The 18,507-nt window shown below is 66.3% G+C and carries 16 protein-coding genes and 1 pseudogene; 9 read left to right on the top strand and 8 right to left on the bottom strand.

Translation table 11 applies throughout. The features are described from left to right. Positions 1 to 44: 44 nt before the first annotated feature. Both OVA28_RS01225 and OVA28_RS01220 read left to right on the top strand, forming a co-directional pair. A pseudogene (locus OVA28_RS01225) lies at positions 45 to 329 on the top strand (alcohol dehydrogenase catalytic domain-containing protein); the annotation flags it as partial. Positions 330 to 494: 165 nt separating this feature from the next. After that, positions 495 to 1,031 (top strand): NADP-dependent oxidoreductase, encoded by a 537-nt coding sequence (locus OVA28_RS01220; protein ID WP_228505943.1) that lies wholly within the window; start codon positions 495 to 497, stop codon positions 1,029 to 1,031. Positions 1,032 to 1,880: 849 nt separating this feature from the next. Here OVA28_RS01220 and OVA28_RS01215 read toward each other — a convergent pair. Continuing rightward, on the bottom strand, positions 1,881 to 2,486 hold the full coding sequence (locus OVA28_RS01215; protein WP_268095456.1) for a hypothetical protein: 606 nt from the start codon (positions 2,484 to 2,486) through the stop codon (positions 1,881 to 1,883). Between OVA28_RS01215 and OVA28_RS01210 the strand changes: the two genes are divergently transcribed. Then, positions 2,445 to 3,788, top strand: coding sequence for an ATP-binding protein (locus OVA28_RS01210; RefSeq protein ID WP_326493729.1), 1,344 nt, complete (start codon positions 2,445 to 2,447; stop codon positions 3,786 to 3,788). The genes OVA28_RS01215 and OVA28_RS01210 overlap by 42 nt on opposite strands. Before the next feature lie 194 nt (positions 3,789 to 3,982). Here OVA28_RS01210 and OVA28_RS01205 read toward each other — a convergent pair whose 3' ends face one another. Further along, positions 3,983 to 5,944 (bottom strand): ArnT family glycosyltransferase, encoded by a 1,962-nt coding sequence (locus OVA28_RS01205; RefSeq protein WP_268095453.1) that lies wholly within the window; start codon positions 5,942 to 5,944, stop codon positions 3,983 to 3,985. A 304-nt stretch (positions 5,945 to 6,248) separates the two neighbouring features. Here OVA28_RS01205 and OVA28_RS01200 point away from each other — a divergent pair, with 304 nt between their 5' ends. The 4 genes from OVA28_RS01200 to OVA28_RS01185 all read left to right on the top strand — a co-directional run bounded on the left by OVA28_RS01200 (position 6,249) and on the right by OVA28_RS01185 (position 12,129). Beyond that, entirely contained in the window at positions 6,249 to 8,435 is a 2,187-nt protein-coding gene (locus tag OVA28_RS01200; RefSeq protein ID WP_268095452.1) for an ArnT family glycosyltransferase, read from the top strand. A gap of 35 nt (positions 8,436 to 8,470) precedes the next feature. Then, on the top strand, positions 8,471 to 9,190 hold the full coding sequence (locus tag OVA28_RS01195; RefSeq protein ID WP_326493726.1) for a response regulator transcription factor: 720 nt from the start codon (positions 8,471 to 8,473) through the stop codon (positions 9,188 to 9,190). Positions 9,191 to 9,837: 647 nt separating this feature from the next. Continuing rightward, a complete protein-coding gene (locus tag OVA28_RS01190) occupies positions 9,838 to 10,734 on the top strand; it encodes a sensor histidine kinase (RefSeq protein WP_326493728.1) in 897 nt (298 codons plus the stop codon). A gap of 66 nt (positions 10,735 to 10,800) precedes the next feature. Continuing rightward, positions 10,801 to 12,129 carry a bifunctional glycosyltransferase family 2/GtrA family protein gene (locus tag OVA28_RS01185; protein WP_268095451.1) on the top strand — a complete coding sequence of 443 codons (1,329 nt, stop codon included), beginning with the start codon at positions 10,801 to 10,803 and terminating at the stop codon, positions 12,127 to 12,129. Between the two features lie 30 nt (positions 12,130 to 12,159). On the opposite strand, the gene OVA28_RS01180 is transcribed toward OVA28_RS01185, so the two are convergent. From OVA28_RS01180 to OVA28_RS01160, 5 genes are all read right to left on the bottom strand, one after another. Continuing rightward, the gene (locus OVA28_RS01180) at positions 12,160 to 13,020 is read right to left on the bottom strand and encodes an AI-2E family transporter (protein WP_268095450.1); all 861 of its coding nucleotides are present in this window, start codon (positions 13,018 to 13,020) and stop codon (positions 12,160 to 12,162) included. A gap of 6 nt (positions 13,021 to 13,026) precedes the next feature. Continuing rightward, entirely contained in the window at positions 13,027 to 13,209 is a 183-nt protein-coding gene (locus tag OVA28_RS01175; RefSeq protein WP_268095449.1) for a hypothetical protein, read from the bottom strand. A 98-nt stretch (positions 13,210 to 13,307) separates the two neighbouring features. Then, on the bottom strand, positions 13,308 to 13,442 hold the full coding sequence (locus OVA28_RS01170) for a hypothetical protein (RefSeq protein ID WP_268095447.1): 135 nt from the start codon (positions 13,440 to 13,442) through the stop codon (positions 13,308 to 13,310). 110 nt (positions 13,443 to 13,552) lie between these two features. Next, a complete protein-coding gene (locus tag OVA28_RS01165; RefSeq protein ID WP_268095445.1) occupies positions 13,553 to 14,791 on the bottom strand; it encodes a DUF2254 domain-containing protein in 1,239 nt (412 codons plus the stop codon). Positions 14,792 to 14,795: 4 nt separating this feature from the next. Beyond that, positions 14,796 to 15,398 (bottom strand): DUF4396 domain-containing protein, encoded by a 603-nt coding sequence (locus OVA28_RS01160; RefSeq protein WP_268095444.1) that lies wholly within the window; start codon positions 15,396 to 15,398, stop codon positions 14,796 to 14,798. A 212-nt stretch (positions 15,399 to 15,610) separates the two neighbouring features. On the opposite strand from OVA28_RS01160, the gene OVA28_RS01155 reads away from it, so the two are divergent. Together OVA28_RS01155 and OVA28_RS01150 are read left to right on the top strand one after the other, a co-directional pair. Then, the gene (locus OVA28_RS01155) at positions 15,611 to 15,937 is read left to right on the top strand and encodes a hypothetical protein (protein WP_268095443.1); all 327 of its coding nucleotides are present in this window, start codon (positions 15,611 to 15,613) and stop codon (positions 15,935 to 15,937) included. Positions 15,938 to 15,940: 3 nt separating this feature from the next. Beyond that, positions 15,941 to 16,510, top strand: coding sequence for a mechanosensitive ion channel family protein (locus OVA28_RS01150; RefSeq protein ID WP_268095472.1), 570 nt, complete (start codon positions 15,941 to 15,943; stop codon positions 16,508 to 16,510). A gap of 1,547 nt (positions 16,511 to 18,057) precedes the next feature. Here the strand turns inward: OVA28_RS01150 and OVA28_RS01145 are convergent. Beyond that, positions 18,058 to 18,477 carry a DUF2382 domain-containing protein gene (locus OVA28_RS01145; RefSeq protein WP_268095442.1) on the bottom strand — a complete coding sequence of 140 codons (420 nt, stop codon included), beginning with the start codon at positions 18,475 to 18,477 and terminating at the stop codon, positions 18,058 to 18,060. Positions 18,478 to 18,507 lie beyond the last annotated feature (30 nt).

Genomic DNA, 18,507 nt, shown 5'->3' with positions numbered 1-18,507 from the left:
AAGACGCACCCACTACCGATCCCCACCAGAAAGACGCGAACGAAATGCGGCCTGTCGCCGATACCCCACTGATGAACGCAATGGGCTACGACTCACCAGGTGGCCCGGACGTTCTCCGCCCTGGAACTGTCCCCCGACCTACACCTCTTCCCACCGAAATCCTCGTGCGAGTTACCGCATCTGGACTGAACCCCGTCGACTGGCGCACTCGGGCGGGTGCGCCAACGCCAGCCGCCGCCGCGCAAGGGGATGGTTTCCACGTGCTGGGCTGGGACGTGTCCGGCGTTGTCGAGCAAGTAGGCCCAGGTGTGCATCTCTTCACCCCAGGCGATGAAGTACTCGGCTTGCCGCTTTTCCCACGTCCCGCTGGCGCGGATAGCGACTTCGTCTGTGCACCGTCGCGGCACTTCGTCCGGAAGCCTGCGTCGATGAACCACGTGGAAGCTGCCGCACTCCCGCTCGCAGGGCTGACTGCTTGGCAGGCTCTCACTGACATGATCACCATCGAGCCGGGGCAGCGCGTGCTCATCCACGCGGCCGGCGGCGGAGTGGGCCACCTTGCCGTCCAAATCGCGAAGCACTTCGGTGCGTACGTCATCGGCACCGCAAGCGCAGCAAGACACGAGTGGCTGCGCTCCCTGGGAGCCGACGAACTCATTGACCACCACACCCAGTTGTTCGAGGACGAAGTCCAGAACCTCGACGTGGTAGTGGACCTAGTGGGCGGATTCCCCCAAAACGACATTGCTCGTCGCTCGATCAACGTCCTCAAGCCCGGCGGTACGCTCGTCCGGGTGGCACCCGGCGGCACCGATGGGCTCCTCGAAGCAGCCGGTCAACAGGGGATCGAGGTCACACCCGAGATTCTTGTCGAACCGGACTACGCCGGCCTTCTTGCCCTCACCGGTCTGGTTGACCTTGGAGCCCTCACCGTCGAGGTGCAGCAAACCTTCCCGCTCGCTGAACTCGCTGCCGCCCATCGACTTGGTGAAACTAACCGTGTCCAAGGCAAGCTCGTGATCATTCACTAGTCAGCACTCGCGTGCTGAAGCCGCGGGTGTGGCGTTGCTCTCAGTCATGGTTTCGTAGCCGTCCAGCTCGAGGGTGACAACGCGATCCTGACCGGCACCACCGTCCACGTCTCCGCCGACGCCGCGAAGCTACTCAACAGCACCTTCAAGATCGACGCCGTCAAGGCAGGCCTCCCCGTCGGGACCGCGACGATCACCGCCCAGATCGAGTAACGAGCCTGGCGGCCCCGCCTGCTCTCGGGTGCCATCCGCGGGCGAGACGTCTCCATGATCCGGTCTGGGTGCGGCTCCGCCTGCTCGCCACATCTCGGTCAGGCCTCTGCGCGTCGACGTCGAACTCGTCAGGCCTAGGCCGTTGTGTCGAACGGAGGGCGTCGTGGCGAGGCGTCCTGGTGTCCGTGCCCACTTCGGGGTCTCGTGTCGGACGTCAGGTGAGACGTACCGTCAGAACATGAGCGTGGTTCGAGCGGCGAGAAGGCGAACCGTCGGTCACGAGGGCCGCTGATGCCACCCTCGCACTCTCCGAAGCGTCCCGCTGGTGCGATCTGCATGAAGACGGGCGTCGAGCGGGGCATGATCACCACCCTCGCGGTCGTCGCTCTGCTGCTGGTCCTGCTGGCGTTGCCGGGATTCCCGTCCGACCACGTGCCGGTGGTCTGGCCCCACGGCGTGGCATCCTTGTGCTCCGCCGCAGTGTTGGTGGCCGCAGTTCCGTCGGCAACCGTGGGACGGCAGGATCCAGCCCGAGGGTGGCTCTGGACCTCGGTCGTTGCGTACGTCGCTCTCCTCGGTCTGGAACCGTTCCAACTCCGGGATCCACTGCCCGCCGGATCGACTCCGTGGCTGCTGTCACTGTGCCTCATCGCGTTCGGCGCCGTGGCCGTCGCGGCATCGAGCCCGATCCGGGCAGGTGCGGTCTGTGCAGGCCTCGATGCCGCTCTCGCCGCTGTGTACGCAGGCAGGATCCCCGTCAGTCACAGCATCATCGACGCCGTCGGGCTCGGACTCCTCGCTGCCGGTCTCATCGCGGGCGTTCGAGTCCTGCGGACCAGGGCAGATCGCGCGGACCAGTCGGAACTCACGGCGCAACTCCTGTTCGAGGACCAGCGACGACAGACGGCGATCGAAGCGGAACGCGTCCAGACGGATGCGCTCCTGCACGATTCCGTGCTCGCAGCCCTCCTCGCCGCCGCAGGGCACGAAGCTCCGGGACGAGCGACCAGCATGGCGCAGTCCGCGCTCGACGTCATCTCCGACGCTGACCAGCATCCCGTGATGCAACCCTCGTCGGTGTCCCTCGGGGTCGTGCTGGCTGCTGTCGAGCAGGACTTCGCCCGCTTGCGTCGAGACGCCGTCATCGATCTGACTCCTGCCGCCGACGCGGACCTCCCGGTCGAGACCGCGAACGCACTCGTGTCGGCGACGTTGCAGGCGTTGACCAACAGCATCGAACACGGGGGGGCTTCTGCCCGTCGCAGTGCCGTGGCTGTCCGTCTGGACCGCGGAGGCGTCCGCATCGTCATCACCGACGACGGTGCGGGTTTCGACGTGGACACCGTCGACCAGGAACGACTCGGCGTCCGCGTCTCCATCCTCGAGCGTGTCCGCGCGGCCGGTGCTTCCGCTGAGATCCGGTCAGCTCCGGGTCGGGGTACCACCGTCGTCCTCGAGTGGCACCCGACCGGCACCGAGCAGCCGATGACGCGACGGACCCCGGTCCTCCGGATCGGACTGATCCCCCGCCGACAGCTGTACCGCGTCCTCGCCGCCCTCATCAGTGTGGCCATCCTGACTGCAGTCTCGGAGACCGTGCTGTTCTCCCGCGCCGTCGGCCCCGTCATCGCTGCCGTCATCGGACTGCTCATCCTCCCCGCGCTCCTGCGTGGTGCGAGGACAGGGACCATGCACGCACGGACCGCGTGGGCCATCGCAGCAGGGGGCGTGCTCCTGTGCTGCACTGCCACGATCGGGCTCGATCCCACCACCGTCGACTGCGTGTCGATCTACTGGTACACCTGCGGCGTTCTCGCCGGCGCCGTCATGGTCTGGATGAGTGGACACCACGCACCCCCGATCGTCGCCGTCGTCTTCCAGGTCGCGCAGATCACACTCTGGGCCGGGCCCACGGGAGCGATACGTCTGGGCCTCGCAGCGGAGATCGTCCTCGTCATCGCCGGGCTGATGATGCATCGCGCCGTCCGCCGCGTCAGCGCAGCAGCGGACGTGTCGGCCGCCAGGCAACGCGATCTGACCAGCCGGCAAGCAGATCTCGACGCGTTCCACCTCGAACGGCGGCAACGGCTACAGCGAGCAAACAGCACCGCCGCCCCGATGCTCCGCCACATCGTCCACCAGCAGGGCGTTCTCGACTCCGGATCTCGTGCGGAGTGCCGGGTCCTCGAGCAAGCTCTCCGAGATGAGATCCGTGGCCGGAGGCTGCTCAACGCTGCTGTCCGTCGGGTGGTGTCGGGACTTCGACGGCGCGGAGCATACGTGCAAGTGCTTGATGACGGTGGACTCGACGGCGTCCCGTCGGACGCCCTGGACACCCTCCTCGACGACGCAGCTCGCCGTCTCGAAGCGCTCGACTCAGCCCGTGTCATCATCCGGACCGGGCAACCCGACTCCGACACCGCCGTCACCATCGTCGCGTCCACACCCGACGAAACAGCAGCCGCGCTCGGGCTCGACGCGGACGACGAAGTCGATCTCTGGACGAACATCCCCCGACCCGCCGGCGCCAGCATCGCAGGCTGACAGCAGCCCGGTCATCCAGGGCGCAACGGCAAGCTCCAGGCATCACAGAGGTGACGATCCTCGCAGTGCGGAGAGCGGCCCGTCTTGCTCCCACCATCGGGAGTCGTCTGCCACCCCCTGGCTCGTGGGCGAACCCGACCGTGCGGTTACCGTACCGAAGCGGCACATCCGGTGCCCCTGCTCCCCCGTGTCCGTCAGGATGACGCACGGAGGTCGTAGACGGCGGTCCCACCGATGGTGGTGGTGGCGTAGTGCGACGTCACCCACGCGGTGATCTTCGCGGCGGCGGTGTCCGAGCTGCTCGAGGTGCCGGGTATGAAGAAGTGGATTTTCCCGTCCGCGACGTCCTGCTGGAACTGAACCAGGGTCGGGGACGGGTCGGTGCCGTTGTAACCACCGATCGCCATCACCGGTTCCCCGGTGGCGAGTTGGTACGTTGCGGCGCTGTTCGAGCCGACCGTGGCCGCGACCCAGGTGTACTCATCCGCGTCCTTCGACAGTGCCGCCTGCAGCGCCGCCGACACGGTCGTCGATCCGCCGAGGATGCTCCCGCCGCCCATGCCGCCGTTACCGGGCCCGCCACCGGTCGATGCGCTCTCACCCGTCGAAGACTGTCCGCCGCCGGAGGCGTTCGGCGCTCCCGGAGCGGAACCGCCGGGCCCGTTCTGCCCCCCCGGCGCACCGCCACCCGTGCCGGCCTGCCCGCCGCCGAAGCCGCCTTGCCCGCCAGGGCCGCCCTGCCCACCCGGAGCACCTTGCCCACCGGGTCCGCCCTGCCCGCCGGAGCTGACGGACGGGCCAGCGGAGGGCAGCGCGCCGGTGTGGCTGACGGTGACGGTCTGCACGGAGAAGGCGGTCGGGCCGAGCAACGCGGTGACGAGAACGGCGCTGACGGTCACGACACTCAAGGGGCGGTTTCGCCGCGGCAGCAGCACGAGGACCGCGGCCAGGACCGTCGTCGCGAGGACGGTCCAACGGATCCAAGGCTGCCACGTCGACGCCATCGAGAGCAGGTGGAACGACCATCCACCGGTGAGGACGATGGTGGCAGCGGCGACGATCCGCCATGGCAGCCGCGCTCGACGCCGCCACAGCAGGCTGGCTCCAATGCCGACGAGCCCCGCGATGTAGGGGGCAAGGGCGACTGTGTAGTACGGGTGGAAGATGCCGCCCATGAAGCTGAAGACCAGGCCGGTGGTCAGCAGCGACAGTCCGAGGACCAGGACCGTCGCTGCGCGGGGGTCGGTGCGACGGCGGACGCCGACGGCGACGAGCGCGACGACGAGCAGGATCAGGGCGGTGGGGAGCAGCCAGGTGATCTGGGTCGCGAACTCGGAACCGAACAACCGTGTCAGGCCGGTGGAACCCCACGAGCCGGCTCCGGTGGTGCTGTTGCCGGGAACGACGCTGCCGGCCTCGTCGCCGGTGACTCGCCCGAAACCGTTGTAGCCGAAGGTCAGCTCGAGGAAGTCGTTGGTCTGCGACCCGCCGATGTACGGACGGGCTGACGCGGGGACGAGTTCGACGATCGCGACCCACCACCCGGCCGAGACCACGAGCGCGCCCGCGGCGGCGAACAGGTGCCCGATCCGACGGAGGACCGGACGCGGCGATGCCCAGAGGTACACACCGACCAGCGGAGGGAGCACGAGGAACGCCTGCAGCTGCTTGGTGAGGAAACCGAACCCGATCAGGACCCCGGCCCAGACGATCCAGCGCATCTTGCCGGTCTCGATCCCGCGGAGGGTCAGGGCGATCGCGCCAACCGTCAACAGCACCAGGAGCGCGTCGGGGTTGTTGTACCGGAACATCAGCGCGGCGACCGGGGTGGTCGCGAGTGCACCACCGGCGAGGAGGGCGGCTCCGGCAGAGAAGCGGCGACGGACGACCCGGTACAGGATCGCCACGGTCGCCACTCCCATGAGCGCCTCGGGGGCAAGGATCGACCAGGAGCTCAACCCGAAGATGCGAACGAAGACGCCGATCACCCAGAGGAAGGCTGGAGGCTTGTCGACGGTGATCGCGTTGGCAGCGTCGGACGAGCCGTAGAAGAAGGCCTCCCAGCTCTGGCTGCCGGCTTGGACAGCCGCCGAGTAGAACGCGTTCGCCCATCCGCTGACACTGAGGTTCACCAGGTACAGGACCGCGGTCGCCACCAGCAGTCCGAGGAACGCCGGGCGCTCCCAGCGAGCCGCGTCTGTGCTGCCCCGAACCAGGGAACGGAGGATGTTGCGGGTTGACGGAATTCGTTGAAAGCGCGGTGACTGCGATCGTCCCGCGGTCGTCGTGTGATCCATCCCGTCACGATGTGGGGCTTCGGTGCATGCAGCATTGCCGGATCCTCTGCAACATCTAAGGGACCCGTATCGCCGGACATGCCAAGCGACGCACTGGAGGGTCTTAGATTTCGCATAGGCGCCGCTGAGGCTCGTCGGGGGCGCGCTTGGGAGCGTCGCTGCCATGACCACGTACCCGATCCCCGTGACCGACAGTCGCGACAGAGCGCACACGGGAGCGCAGACACGTCGCCGAGCCGTCCCCCGGCTCTTCCTCGGCGAGCAGACCGACGCCCGCTGGCTTCGCCCGGCGTTCTGGCTGCTCCTCGCCGTCACCGCCGTCGTGTACCTCTGGGACCTCAGTTCCTCCGGCTACGCGAACTCCTTCTACGCAGCCGCCGTGCAGGCCGGCACGAAGTCGTGGGAGGCGTTCTTCTTCGGCTCCCTCGACTCATCGAACTTCATCACCGTCGACAAGCCCCCGGCCTCGCTCTGGGTGATGGTGCTCTCAGCGCGGCTATTCGGGTTCTCCTCGTTCAGCCTGCTGCTTCCGCAGGCGCTCATGGCCGTTGCGTCGGTCGCGCTCGTCTGGGGAACCGTCCGTCGCACCCTGAGCCGCGTCGGCACCACTACTGCGAACGTCGGCGCGCTGCTTGCGGGCTTCGTCGTCGCCGCCACACCAGCCGCTGCGCTGATGTTCCGGTTCGACAACCCGGACGCGCTGCTGGTGCTCCTGATGACGGCTGGCGCGTACTGCACCGTCAGGGCTCTGCCCCGCGGCAGCTGGCGGTGGATCGCTCTCGCCGGCGTCGCCCTCGGGTTCGCGTTCCTGACGAAGATGCTGCAGGGACTCCTCGTCCTGCCGGCATTCGGCCTGGTCTACCTCGTTGCCGCGCATACCTCATGGGGCAAGCGCATCGTCGGCCTACTCATCGCAGCGGTCTCGCTCGTCATCTCGGCCGGCTGGTGGATCGTCGCCGTGTGGCTCTGGCCCGCCTCCGCTCGCCCCTACATCGGCGGTTCGACGAACAACACCGTCCTCGACCTGGTGTTCGGCTACAACGGGCTCGGCCGGATCTTCGGCGGCTCCGGCAACGGCGGAGGAGGCGGGGGCGGAGGAATGACCGGCGGCACCGCAGGCTCGTCCTTCGGCGGATCGACCGGCCTGAACCGACTGTTCTCCTCCGAAATGGGGTTGGAGATCTCCTGGCTCCTGCCCGCCGCACTCCTCGCGCTCATCCTCGGCGTGATCGTCATCGGGCGGCAGCACCTGGGCGATCTCCCCCGCGCAGGCCTGGCGCTCTGGGGCGGTTGGCTGATCATCACGGGCCTGGTGTTCTCGTTCATGTCCGGGACGATCCACCCGTACTACACGGTGGCCCTCGTTCCCGCGATCGCGGGCCTGGTTGGCACCGGTGGCGCGGTGCTGTGGAGCGCCCGCGAGCGAGTCACCGGCAGGCTCGGTCTCGCCGCGATGATCGGCATCACGTCGTTCTGGGGTTGGTGCCTGCTCAACGAGAACGCATCCTGGCTGCCCTGGCTGCGCTGGGTGATCCTCTTCGGGGGGCTTCTCTCCGCCGCCGCCATCGTCATCGGCAGCCTTCCCACCCTCCGGAAGCTCGTCACCGTCGGCGTCCTCGCCGGGACACTGTTTGGACTCACCGGCACCACCGCATACGCATTCGCAACCACGACGGTGGCGCACTCCGGCTCCATCCCGTCGGTCGGCCCGTCCGGGTCCTCCAGCGGCGGCATGGGCGGAGGGATGGGCGGAACGCCCGGCGGCTCCACCGGCCCAGGCGGATCGAGCAGCACTAGCGACAGCGACAGCGACAACACGCAGCAGGGCCCCGGCGGCACCCCGCCGAGCGGCACTTCCGGTGAGATGCCGTCCGGGCAGAAGCCCTCCGGTGAGATGGGTACCCCGCCCGGAGGCTCGTCTAGCGGCTCCCAGAGCGGCACGTCCGACTCCTCGACCGACGCGGCCGCCGACGGTGGTGCTGCCTCCGGCGGAGGGATGGGCGGTGGGGGCGTGTCGACGTCGTCGGCGCTGGAGAAGCTGCTGAGGGCCACGGACACGACGTGGGCGGCAGCGGTGGACGGATCCCAGTCCGCAGCGCAGCTGGAGCTCGACACGAACACCCCGGTGATGGCGATCGGCGGCTGGTCCAGCGACCCAGCACCCACCCTCGCCCAGTTCAAGGCCTACGTGACGCACGGCGAGATCGGCTACTACATCGCGTCCAGCAACGGGGGCGGCATGGGAGGCGGCTCCTCGACCTCGAGCGAGATTAAGAAGTGGGTCGCCGCGAACTTCACCAGCACCACGGTCGGCGGCCAGACGGTCTATGACCTGAGCAGCGCCAAGTGATCAGCGACGAGGGCACGGTCGGTAGGGTCTGAACGATGGCTGACCAACCGCTGCAGCGTACCGACGGCTCGCCCGTCCGTGCTCTCGTCGTCGATGACGAACACGCTCTCGCCGACGCCGTCCGCCTCGCGTTCGAGACGGACGGGTGGGCCGTCGAGGCCGTGCACCGCGGCCGCGACGTCCTGCTCGCAGCACGGGAGTTCCAACCCGACGTCATCGTGCTCGACGTGATGCTGCCCGACATCGACGGATTCGAAGTCCTCGAGCGGCTCCGGACGTCCCGGGACGACGTCCGCGTGCTGTTCCTCACCGCCCGCGACTCCTCTGAAGACCGACTCGCTGGCCTCACCCGCGGCGGCGACGACTACCTCACGAAACCGTTCGGCGTGTTCGAGCTCCTCGCACGCGCCCGGATCCTCGCACGCACATCTCCTCGGGTGGTGTCCACGGCCCGCACCGCGACGGTCGTCGGGGACCTTCGCCTCGACGAGGACACTCGTGCGGTCAGCCGCGGCGGTGACGTGATCGACCTGACGCCGACGGAGTACGAGCTGCTGCGGTACTTCGTCCGCAACGCCAACCGTGTCCTCTCACGCGAACACCTGCTCACTCATGTGTGGGGCATGGACTTCGGCTCATCATCGAACCTGGTGGACATGTACGTGTCGTACCTGCGGAAGAAGATCGACGTTGGCCGCGAACCGATGCTGCAGACCGTTCGCGGCGCCGGCTACGCCCTTCGGCCAGCAGTGTGAGTCGACAGGTGAAGGCGTCGAGGCCGCGTGGTGCGAATCGGAGGGTTCCATCGTTGCGGTGGCGAATCGTCGCGGCCGTAGCGCTGCTGCTTGTAGCGACGAACATTGCAGTCGGCGCGGTGACTGTGGTCGCGTACAACAGCTACCTCGTGGGTCGACTCGACTCCGAACTCGCAACCGCAACCCAACGCAGCAACGATCGCCCGCAAGGCGAATCACCGGGCAACCCACCCGCCGGAACACCGACGGCAGCACCGACGCCCGGCTCACCAGCGGAGGGGTCAGCCTCGCAGCCTGACCCCGACAACGCCTTCATCGGCGCGCCGGGACAGGCCGCGAACACCGTCATCGCAATCTTCAACGACGGCACGACGGTCCTCGCCGGCTACACCGACGCCCAGGGCGAGCAACACAGCCTCACGACGGCGCAGGAGCGCACCCTCCGCCAAGTGCAAGCCACCACGGCACCGGTCACGGTGTCGCTGGGGTCCCTTGGCTCCTATCGGGCTCAAGCCGCCACTGCTGACGACGACGTCATCATCACCGCGCTCCCACTCGGAGACCTCCACGCCTCGATCATCCGGCTCCTCGTGGTCATCAGCAGCGTCACGCTCGCTGGTCTGCTGATCGCGGTGTGGGCAGGAGCGATGCTGGTGCGCCGCTCCCTGCGCCCTCTGGAACACGTCGCAGCGGTCGCCTCCGGAGTAACCACCCTCGACCTCGAACGAGGTGACCCCGACATCCAGGCCCGCGTCGCCGCGGCAGATCTCCGTGCGAACCGTGAGGTCGGTCAAGTCGGTACCGCACTGAACCAGCTCCTCGGACACGTCGCCCGCGCGCTCACCGTGCGCCGTGACGCCGAAGCCGGGATGCGGACCTTCGTTGCGGACGCCTCGCACGAGCTCCGCACGCCGATCGCCACAGTCCGCGCCTACGCGGAGCTCACCACTCGAACCCAGAACCCGGACGACGTGCAGCGCAACGTCACACGCATCGGCACCGAAGCGATTCGGATGGGGAACCTCGTCGAGGAGCTCCTTCTGCTCGCGCGTCTCGACGCGGCAGCGATCGCTGACACGGCACCTGCTGTGCACGGTCCCGTCGACCTCACCGCGATCGTTGTCGAGATGACGATGGACGCCCGAGCGACCGCATCTGATCATCGGTGGACGCTCCAGGTTGATCCGGAACCCATCACCGTCACCGGAGATGATGCGGAGCTCCGGCGTGTCGTGACGAACCTCCTCACCAACGCCCGCACCCACACCCCGGCCGACACCGCGATAGTCGTCTCACTACAACGCGTGCGCGACGACGTGCGGTTCGTCGTCGCGAACGACGGCCCGGCGATCCCCGCCGAGGCACTGCCGACACTGTTCGACCGGTTCACCCGCGGCGAAGCTTCCCGGTCCCGGGAGTACGGCACCAGTGGGCTTGGTCTTGCGATTGTGCAAGCCGTCATCGAGGCGCACGGCGGCACCATCCGCGTCGTTTCGGACCCCGCCCGCACCGCGTTCACCGTCACCCTCCCCGCAGGTCGGTGACGGCCCGATGCGTTCTTAGATCGAGCACAGCCGGCTGCTGCAATCCCCGTAACCCCGCTGCCGAGCATGAGCAGCATGACGGAGACGAACCCCACACTCGACATCGACATCGTCGTCCCCTGCTACAACGAGCAGGACACCCTCGCGGCGCATGTCCGACGACTCCATGCGTTCTGTCATGCGACGTTCTCGCACAGCTGGCGGATCACGATCGCGGACAACGCCTCGACGGATGACACCGCCCGCATCGCTGATGACCTCGCCGCGATGCTCCCCGAAGTCCACGCCGTGCACCTACCGGAGAAGGGCCGTGGGCGTGCACTCAAAGCGGTATGGGGTGCGTCGCCGGCGCGGGTCCTCGTCTACGTCGATGAGGACCTATCGACCGACCTCGCCGCCCTCGAGCCCCTCGTCGCGCCGCTGCTGTCAGGCCATTCCGACGTCGCGATCGGCAACCGCCTCGCTGGTTCCTCCCGCGTTGTCCGAGGCGGGAAGCGTGAGTTCATCTCCCGCTCCTACAACCTGCTCCTCCGCACCACAATGGGGGTGTCGTTCTCCGACGCGCAGTGCGGGTTCAAGGCGATCACCCGACAGGCGGCAAAGCACATCCTGCCGCTCTGTGAGGACGACGCTTGGTTCTTCGACACCGAGATGCTCGTCCTCGCCGAACACGCCGGCCTGCGCGTGCACGAGGTTCCCGTCGACTGGGTCGACGACGTCAACTCCTCCGTCGACATCACCTCCACCGCAACCGAGGACCTCAAGGGCATGTGGCGGGTCTCCCGCGGCCTGGCGACCGGTCGCATCCCGATCACGTCTGTCTACGCGGCGATCGGCCGGCAACCGTTCACCACTCCCCCCGTCGGGATTCTCGGGCAGATGCTTCGGTTCGGAGCGATTGGCGTCCTCTCCACCATCGCGTTCGCGGTGCTCTACGCCGTCCTCCGCCCCGCGCTCGGTTCGCAGACCGCCGACTTCCTCGCGCTCCTGCTGACCGCGGTCGGCAACACCGCGCTGAACCGCCGATTCACATTCGGCGTTCGAGGCCGAGCGGGCGCGGGACAACACCAGATACAAGGCCTGGTCGTCTTCGGCATCGCTTGGGCCATCACTTCCGGTTCTCTGGTCATGCTCCACGCGACGGCCCCTGGGGCGACGCACGAAGCGGAGATCGCCGTCCTCACCGGCGCGAATCTGGTAGCAACACTCGTCCGATTCCTGCTCTTCAAAGCATGGGTGTTCCGCACCCGCCGCCAACCCGAACTCATTCGCCCCGCAGTGATGCCCGCCCCAGAAGCGAACACCGAACCCCTGCCGACGGCCACCGCGACACCTCCCAGGGCTGAGCGTCCGGGCATCGAGCTGGTCCCGGACAGCCCCCGTCTCGATAGTTGACCGGCTACCAGGCAGGTTCTTCGACGGTCTTTAGTCCGCCATCCGCTCGGGGCGTTTCTGTCGTGCGAACTCGGCAGGCCGATCTGGACCGCGCCAGATTGTGACGATGCTCCAGGCAACAGCAGTCAGCGGCACGGCGAGGATCGCACCGATGAACCCGGCGGTGACGGTACCGATGGTGAGGGCGATGAGGATCACGAGCGGATGTAGCTTCAAGGTGCGGCCCATGACGACGGGTTGCAGGAAGTTCCCCTCGAGCTGGTTGACGGCGAAAACGATCACGATGACCCAGATTGCTGCTGTCGGACCGTTGGACACCAGGGCGACGAGTGCGGCCAGTGCTCCGGCGATGGTCGCGCCGACTAGGGGAACGAATGCGAACACGAACACGATCACGGCCAGTGGCAGCGCGAGGGGAACTTGGACGACGGCGAGACCGATCCCGATCGCGACGGCGTCGACGACGGCGACTGTCGCGGTCCCGCAAATGTAGCCCCCGAGAGTCGTGACGGTTTCGTGTCCGATCCGGCGGGCGCGCGCGAGTTCGTCGCCGTGGAAGGGCCGGCACAGGAAGTCCCAGATACGGGGGCCGTCTTTGAGGAAGAAGAACAGCACGACGACGAACACGGCGAACGCGGTCGCGAAGTTCCCCGCTGCAGAGAGGCCGGCTAGCGCGCCGACGCCGAACTGTCGGCTGGTGACGAAGTCGATGGCGTCGCTGCGAATCGAGCGGAGTTGGTCCTGGTCGATGGAGAACGGCAGGTTTCCGGCGACGGTTTCGAGCTTGCCGATCCCGTCCACGGCTGAGCTGATGAGGGAACCGATCTGGTGCTCCACAGCGAGAACGATCAGCCACACGACGGTCCCGAGCACCCCGATGATGAGGATCAAAGCGATCTACGTTGCGAGGATGGATGGGATGTGGATGCGGCGCATCAGGTCGATCAGCGGCAGGATCGCGCTGGCGATGATCAGAGCGAGCAGGACCGGGATGACGACGAGGCTGAGCTGACTGAGACCGAATGCGACGCCCGCGATGACTACCACGACGAGGATGACCTGCGAACACCTGGTCGCCAAGCGTCCCAGGGATCCTGACCACAGTGATCGTTGTTCTGGCCATGGTTGCCGGGTCGCGGCGTGTGGCTTGTGATTGAAAAGACTCACGAGCAGGCCGATCAGTTCGATCGTCGTGCGCGACGCTTGTCGAGCTTTCGCCTGATCCGCGCCACCGCCTTCTTCACGTGAGGGTCCTTGCGGGAGTACTTCACGATGCCGATTGCGACGGGAATGAGGCGGAGGATGGCGAGCACGGTACTGCTTCCTGTGGGGATGACGAGACCGAACCGGTCCTCCTCAAGAGACGTACCGAGACCGGTCATCCTCACACAGCGGGAGCATCAGGTTCCAGAGCCTTGATCCGTCACGGAAGCGCGGTGCGGAGCTGCTGGGTGATGGTGTCCAGGAGACCGCGTCGGGACGGTGCCGCAGCATTGTCGAGACGTTGCACCAGGTGCAGCGCTGCGGTGAGGACGATGGGATGGTCGGTGCCGTAGGTGAGGACACCGGTAAAGACCGTTTCGGCGAGGAATTCAGCCGACGGCCAACGCGGTATCACGCGTTCGTCACCGTCGTCGTCGAGATAGGCGGTGATCGCGACCTGGTCTCTCCACATCGGTACGAGTGCCGTGGCAGAGAGATCGAGTGCGCTGACGGCGGTGTAGGGGTCGTTGGTTCCGCTGGCGAGGCCGCGAACAGCGATCTCGACCAGTTGTTGCAGCACGAATTCGACGTCCTGGAACGGGGTCCTGGCATCCCCGAGTGTCACCAGTGCTCGAAGAGCGTGAACCTCTTCAGCCGCAAGGGCCGCGAAGTGGGACCCGCCATTCACCTGCAGGAGAATGTTCCCCTCAATGATGTGGTTACCGGGCATCGCAACCATCGCGATGCATCGATCCTGTTCCGCTGCCCAGGTGACAAGACGTTCCCACTGCACCGACTGGACGTATCCGTCCTTCGCTGCGGTGAGCGTCGTGCCCTCCTGCCCGCGGTCCGGCTGTGGGCGTATGGTCACGCCGTCACCGTCGTCGGAGCCCTGGCGTCGGAACACGTTGGCGACGGCGGTCTCAAGATCAGTCTGCACCTGCTTTTGCAAGGCGGTGATCTGCACACTCGAGGCAATGTGGTGGATAAAGAACACGAGGACGGCGACGTCGAGGATCCCGAGGAGCACGGCAACGTGGATCGCGATCACGGGGACGAACGCAGTCCCGTCATCGATTGCGGTGTGCACCGAGCGGAGCACCACGATCGCGTAGAGGAACGTCGACGTGAACGCGGCAAGAACGAATTGATTCGCGCGGTCCGCCATGAAGTTCCGTACCAGCCGAGGCCCGTACGTCGACGATGTCGTTGCCAACACCGAGATCGTGATCGAGAACGATGTACCCGCGACCGTGAGCATCGACGTGCCAATGGTCGTCAGGATCGACCGACCACCGCTGGCACTGAGCGCATCGAGGAACACGATCCGTGTTGCGCCGCGGTCGATAAGGTGCTGGTCGAGAGAGACGAGCACCTGGGCAGCGATGACCGCGCAGATGCCGTACACAGCAGGCAGGAACCAGAACGACTCACGGATTCGCAGGGTTGCTGTGCGCATACGGTCACATCTTCTCTTTCAGGCCGGAACGGACAAGTGCCCAGTTCACGGGATAGGCAGTCGCGAACCCGACGAGCATCGCGATCTGCATCACGAACCAGAACTCCGGGGAGAGCACAGCAGCCCGGCCACCGAACAACGCCGGCAAGATCAGGAACTGCGCCGGCGCCATCATCCCGTACATCCCCACCTGCCAGGACAAGATCGAGAGGGTGTCCGCCTTGAGCGCCGCGACCAGGCCAGCCCGGACGCTGAGTCCGCGCATCGGCGCGATGGACAAGTACTGGAACACGATCCCGAGGCCGAACGCGAGTACGAAGTCGAGGATCCATCCAGCGAAGATCTCGTCCTGGTAAAACGTCTCGCGCCCGACGAGGACTCCCAGGACGGGAAACGCAACGAGCGCGAACTCGGCGACGAGATCGCCGATCGCGCAACCAGCGCCACAGTGACTCGTCCCGATCGCGACAGCGGTCCTCATCGAGTGATCAACGTCGCTACCACGTACGCCCTGAAGGGGTGCCCGACCGGCGCCTCGGTAGAACGCCAGCCACGCGACACTTCCAAACAGCATCGTGACGGGCCACACCACGTTCATCACCGTCATGTGCTGCGGTCGACGGGCGACATCTCTCGCGACCCAAAGCGCAGACGTAACTCCCGATCCGATCCAGACCCACGCCAGGACGGTCAACCACGCCGGGAACTGACCTGTCACGAGGACGGCCGAATCAGGATCCATTGGTTCACCCAACCCGCCTGTTCCCCGTCACGTTATCGTCCCCTGTCAGGGCACGTCGGTGGTACGGTGCGCACCTCATGACAACCGATTTCGGTGACATCCTCGGCAGGATTCAGAAGATCTTCGGCTCGCTCCTGCTGGGCCTGCCGAACCTGGCGTTCGGGATCCTCACTTTCCTGGTGTTTTGGGGTCTCTCGTGGGTTCTCGGTCGGATCGTCCGAGCGATCACTGCTCGGGCTGGGCAGCCGAAGGGGGTGCAGGTCGTCCTGGCACGGTTGATCACCTGGGTCGTCCTCGCACTCGGGATCCTGGTCGCGTTCACCGTGGTGTTCCCCACCATCACCCCGGCATCGCTTTTCAGCGCACTCGTCGTCGGCGGTGTCGCGATCGGGTTCGCCTTTTAGGACATCTTCCAGAACCTCCTGGCCGGAGTGCTCATCCTTCTGACACGACCGTTCCGGATCGGAGACCAGATCGTGTCCGAAGCGCACGAAGGCGAGGTCGAGGACATCCAGGTTCGCGCGACGCTCCTGCGGACCTATGACAACCGGCGCGTCGTCATCCCGAACAGTGAGCTCTACACCAACCGGGTCACCGTCAACACCGCCTACACGAAACGGCGGCTGAGCGTCGAGGTGGGAATCGGCTACGGCGACGACATCGCAGCAGCTCGCGACACGATCCGCACCACGCTGCAACACCTTCCGGATCTCGTGCGAGAGCCCGAACCGGCCGTCCTCGTGACGTCGCTCGGTGACTTCGCAGTGCTACTCGAGGTGCGGTTCTGGATCGACCCTCCCGCTCGACGCGAAGCGGTCGAGACGCAGGACCAGGTCCTCGAGGCAATCAAGATCGCGCTGACGGACGGTGGCTTCGATCTTCCGTTCCCGACACAGCAGGTCCTGCTACACGACCAGACCGAGGACACGGACGGGAACCGCCTCCAGCAGCGAGAAGGATGGCCACCCGTCGCCTGACGACGCGCCGAGGATGCAGTGGTTGAAGTCAAGCACTCGAAGGCGGATCGTGACCATGAGACGTTAATGCGACCAGTTGCGGTGGAGACCCGAGCTGGTTCTCGGGCCGCCGGTTCTCTCGGACAAGAGATTGCATCTCGGCGTGACGATCAGAGCCGAAGGGACGTCTATTGAGGAGGAGCTGAATGGCTCCTCTGGTTCATCGGGAGAGTTGTGCTCATGTTTACGTGTCGGCGTCGGCTTCTGCTCTTGGTGGGTCACTGCAAGTGAATCGTCTTCTTCGGTCCAAGGCCCTCCGACGAGGCGTGCTTCACGTAGTTCGGAGCTTGGGTGTCGCAGTCATCGCTGGCGGAGTGCTCGATCTCTCGGCGATCGGATCGGGGGTCACAACGGGTGTTGTGAGCGGCCGAGAAGAAGTTGACGTGGCTGCAGTGCTGGCGGCCTTCGCTGGCGTGGCAGCGACAGGGGTACTGACCCGACGACGCCCGCATCATTGTTCAGCCCCACCTCAGTGACCGACGCAGCCCGATCCAGGTGAACGAGTTCGGTGCTGCAGTGTGACGTTTTTGCGACCCACCGACCGTCTCTCTGGTGACAGATGAGTCACGTCGATCGGGCCGTCAGTTTCAGAGAAGGAGAATTCGTGACTGTTGTTGTCCCCCGCGCGTCCAGCCAATGCGTGTTTCCGGAGCTGGCTGCTGCTGAGCGACCACAACCGCTGACCGTCCCAGCGTTCTTCGCCGGTGCCGGCAGCACCGTGTCCGCTTCCGCCGGTATGGTGCTGGTAATCCGATGATGACACCGCAGATCACCCGCACGGCGGCAGGCATTTCGTCCCAAGCCGAACGGCTTGCGGCGGCTCGGCAGGATCCTGCGCAATGGCACCGGCACGGCCTGATGTCGCCAGCCGAGTTGACCGCGCTAGTGCAACGAAAACTTCTCGAGCCTCCCCCCGCGCCAACGCCGCTCCCTGACCCCCACGCGCGGTACGCAGACTTTCTCCGCCCACAGGCCGCGCATGACTCAACCGCCACAGGGCTGCTCGCGGATCCGAGCGAGCTCTCGGAGGAGCATCGTGTTCTGTGGGAGCGACTTCGGCGGCTAGAAGAGCAGGTGTCACCGGATTCCGAAATGTGAGCCGGAACGCGCCGAAGAGGCGGGATGACCATCGGTCATCCCGCCCTCTCGTTCGTGTCTACGCTCTTTGCCCGGCTTCGGCACCGGCCAGTGAAGATATCCCAGTGAGGACAACGACGACGGCACAGATGATCGCGAGCAACCAAGACTTGCTGCTGAAAAAAGCCGTCGTAGCTTGCCTGGAACAGAAACCGCAGCACTCGCCGTCGAGCAAGACACCGGCGCCGCGCAAAGCGAGGCGAGCGATTCAGCCGCAGCCCTGCTTCTTCGAGGACATTGACGACTCGTGGTTTCGGTCCTCTGATGCGTGATCGAGTTGTACACCGACGTGGTCCCTACGGGTTCGGGTCCCACAGGGTCCACGGCGGCGGTTCGGGGGACGGAGCGCCGTCGGTGACATGCAGCTGCGCTTAGCCGATTTCGGACTCGTCGGCGGTGATGACCTGCACCTGCTCGCGGCCAACTGATTCGGTGATCGCGGTCGTGCTTTCCATGCGGGTCTTCCGGACACGGACCCGCTCGACGGGGACGACGCGGGTGATCACATCCACTTCTTCCGCGTGGAGGACGAGCACGAGCTCGTCGCCCGGATCGGCGAGCAGTCCGGAAGCGGTTGCGTCGTCGGTTGCGGGCTCTTCGGTGATCCGAAGTTCTTCCCGGCGAAGGGTGACGGTGACGGTCTGCTGCTCGGTGACGATCACTTTCCGGATCCGGAGGATGCTGCGGGGGGTGGAACTGATTCCCACCCGTACTTGCTCCTCCGACCGGATGACCTCGACCGGGCTGGAACTGGCGGCGGTGGTCTCGAATGGGGTGTCGGGGGTGTTCATCGGCGGGTGGCGCCTTTCACTGGGGCCGAT

Source organism: Curtobacterium sp. SL109, assembly GCF_026672405.1.
In the GTDB taxonomy this organism is placed as follows: Bacteria; Actinomycetota; Actinomycetes; order Actinomycetales; family Microbacteriaceae; genus Curtobacterium.
Note: the sequence above shows the minus strand (reverse complement) of the source record. Positions and strands in the feature narration are given on the sequence as shown.

What these genes read in the sequence shown, in the direction of transcription:
- OVA28_RS01220 (WP_228505943.1), top strand. Translation starts at nt 495, where the DNA reads ATGATCACCATCGAGCCGGGGCAGCGCGTGCTCATCCACGCGGCCGGC.
- OVA28_RS01200 (WP_268095452.1), top strand. Translation starts at nt 6,249, where the DNA reads ATGACCACGTACCCGATCCCCGTGACCGACAGTCGCGACAGAGCGCAC.
- OVA28_RS01195 (WP_326493726.1), top strand. Translation starts at nt 8,471, where the DNA reads ATGGCTGACCAACCGCTGCAGCGTACCGACGGCTCGCCCGTCCGTGCT.
- OVA28_RS01190 (WP_326493728.1), top strand. Translation starts at nt 9,838, where the DNA reads ATGCTGGTGCGCCGCTCCCTGCGCCCTCTGGAACACGTCGCAGCGGTC.
- OVA28_RS01185 (WP_268095451.1), top strand. Translation starts at nt 10,801, where the DNA reads ATGAGCAGCATGACGGAGACGAACCCCACACTCGACATCGACATCGTC.
- OVA28_RS01165 (WP_268095445.1), bottom strand. Translation starts at nt 14,791, where the DNA reads ATGCGCACAGCAACCCTGCGAATCCGTGAGTCGTTCTGGTTCCTGCCT.
- OVA28_RS01160 (WP_268095444.1), bottom strand. Translation starts at nt 15,398, where the DNA reads ATGACGGTGATGAACGTGGTGTGGCCCGTCACGATGCTGTTTGGAAGT.
- OVA28_RS01155 (WP_268095443.1), top strand. Translation starts at nt 15,611, where the DNA reads ATGACAACCGATTTCGGTGACATCCTCGGCAGGATTCAGAAGATCTTC.
- OVA28_RS01145 (WP_268095442.1), bottom strand. Translation starts at nt 18,477, where the DNA reads ATGAACACCCCCGACACCCCATTCGAGACCACCGCCGCCAGTTCCAGC.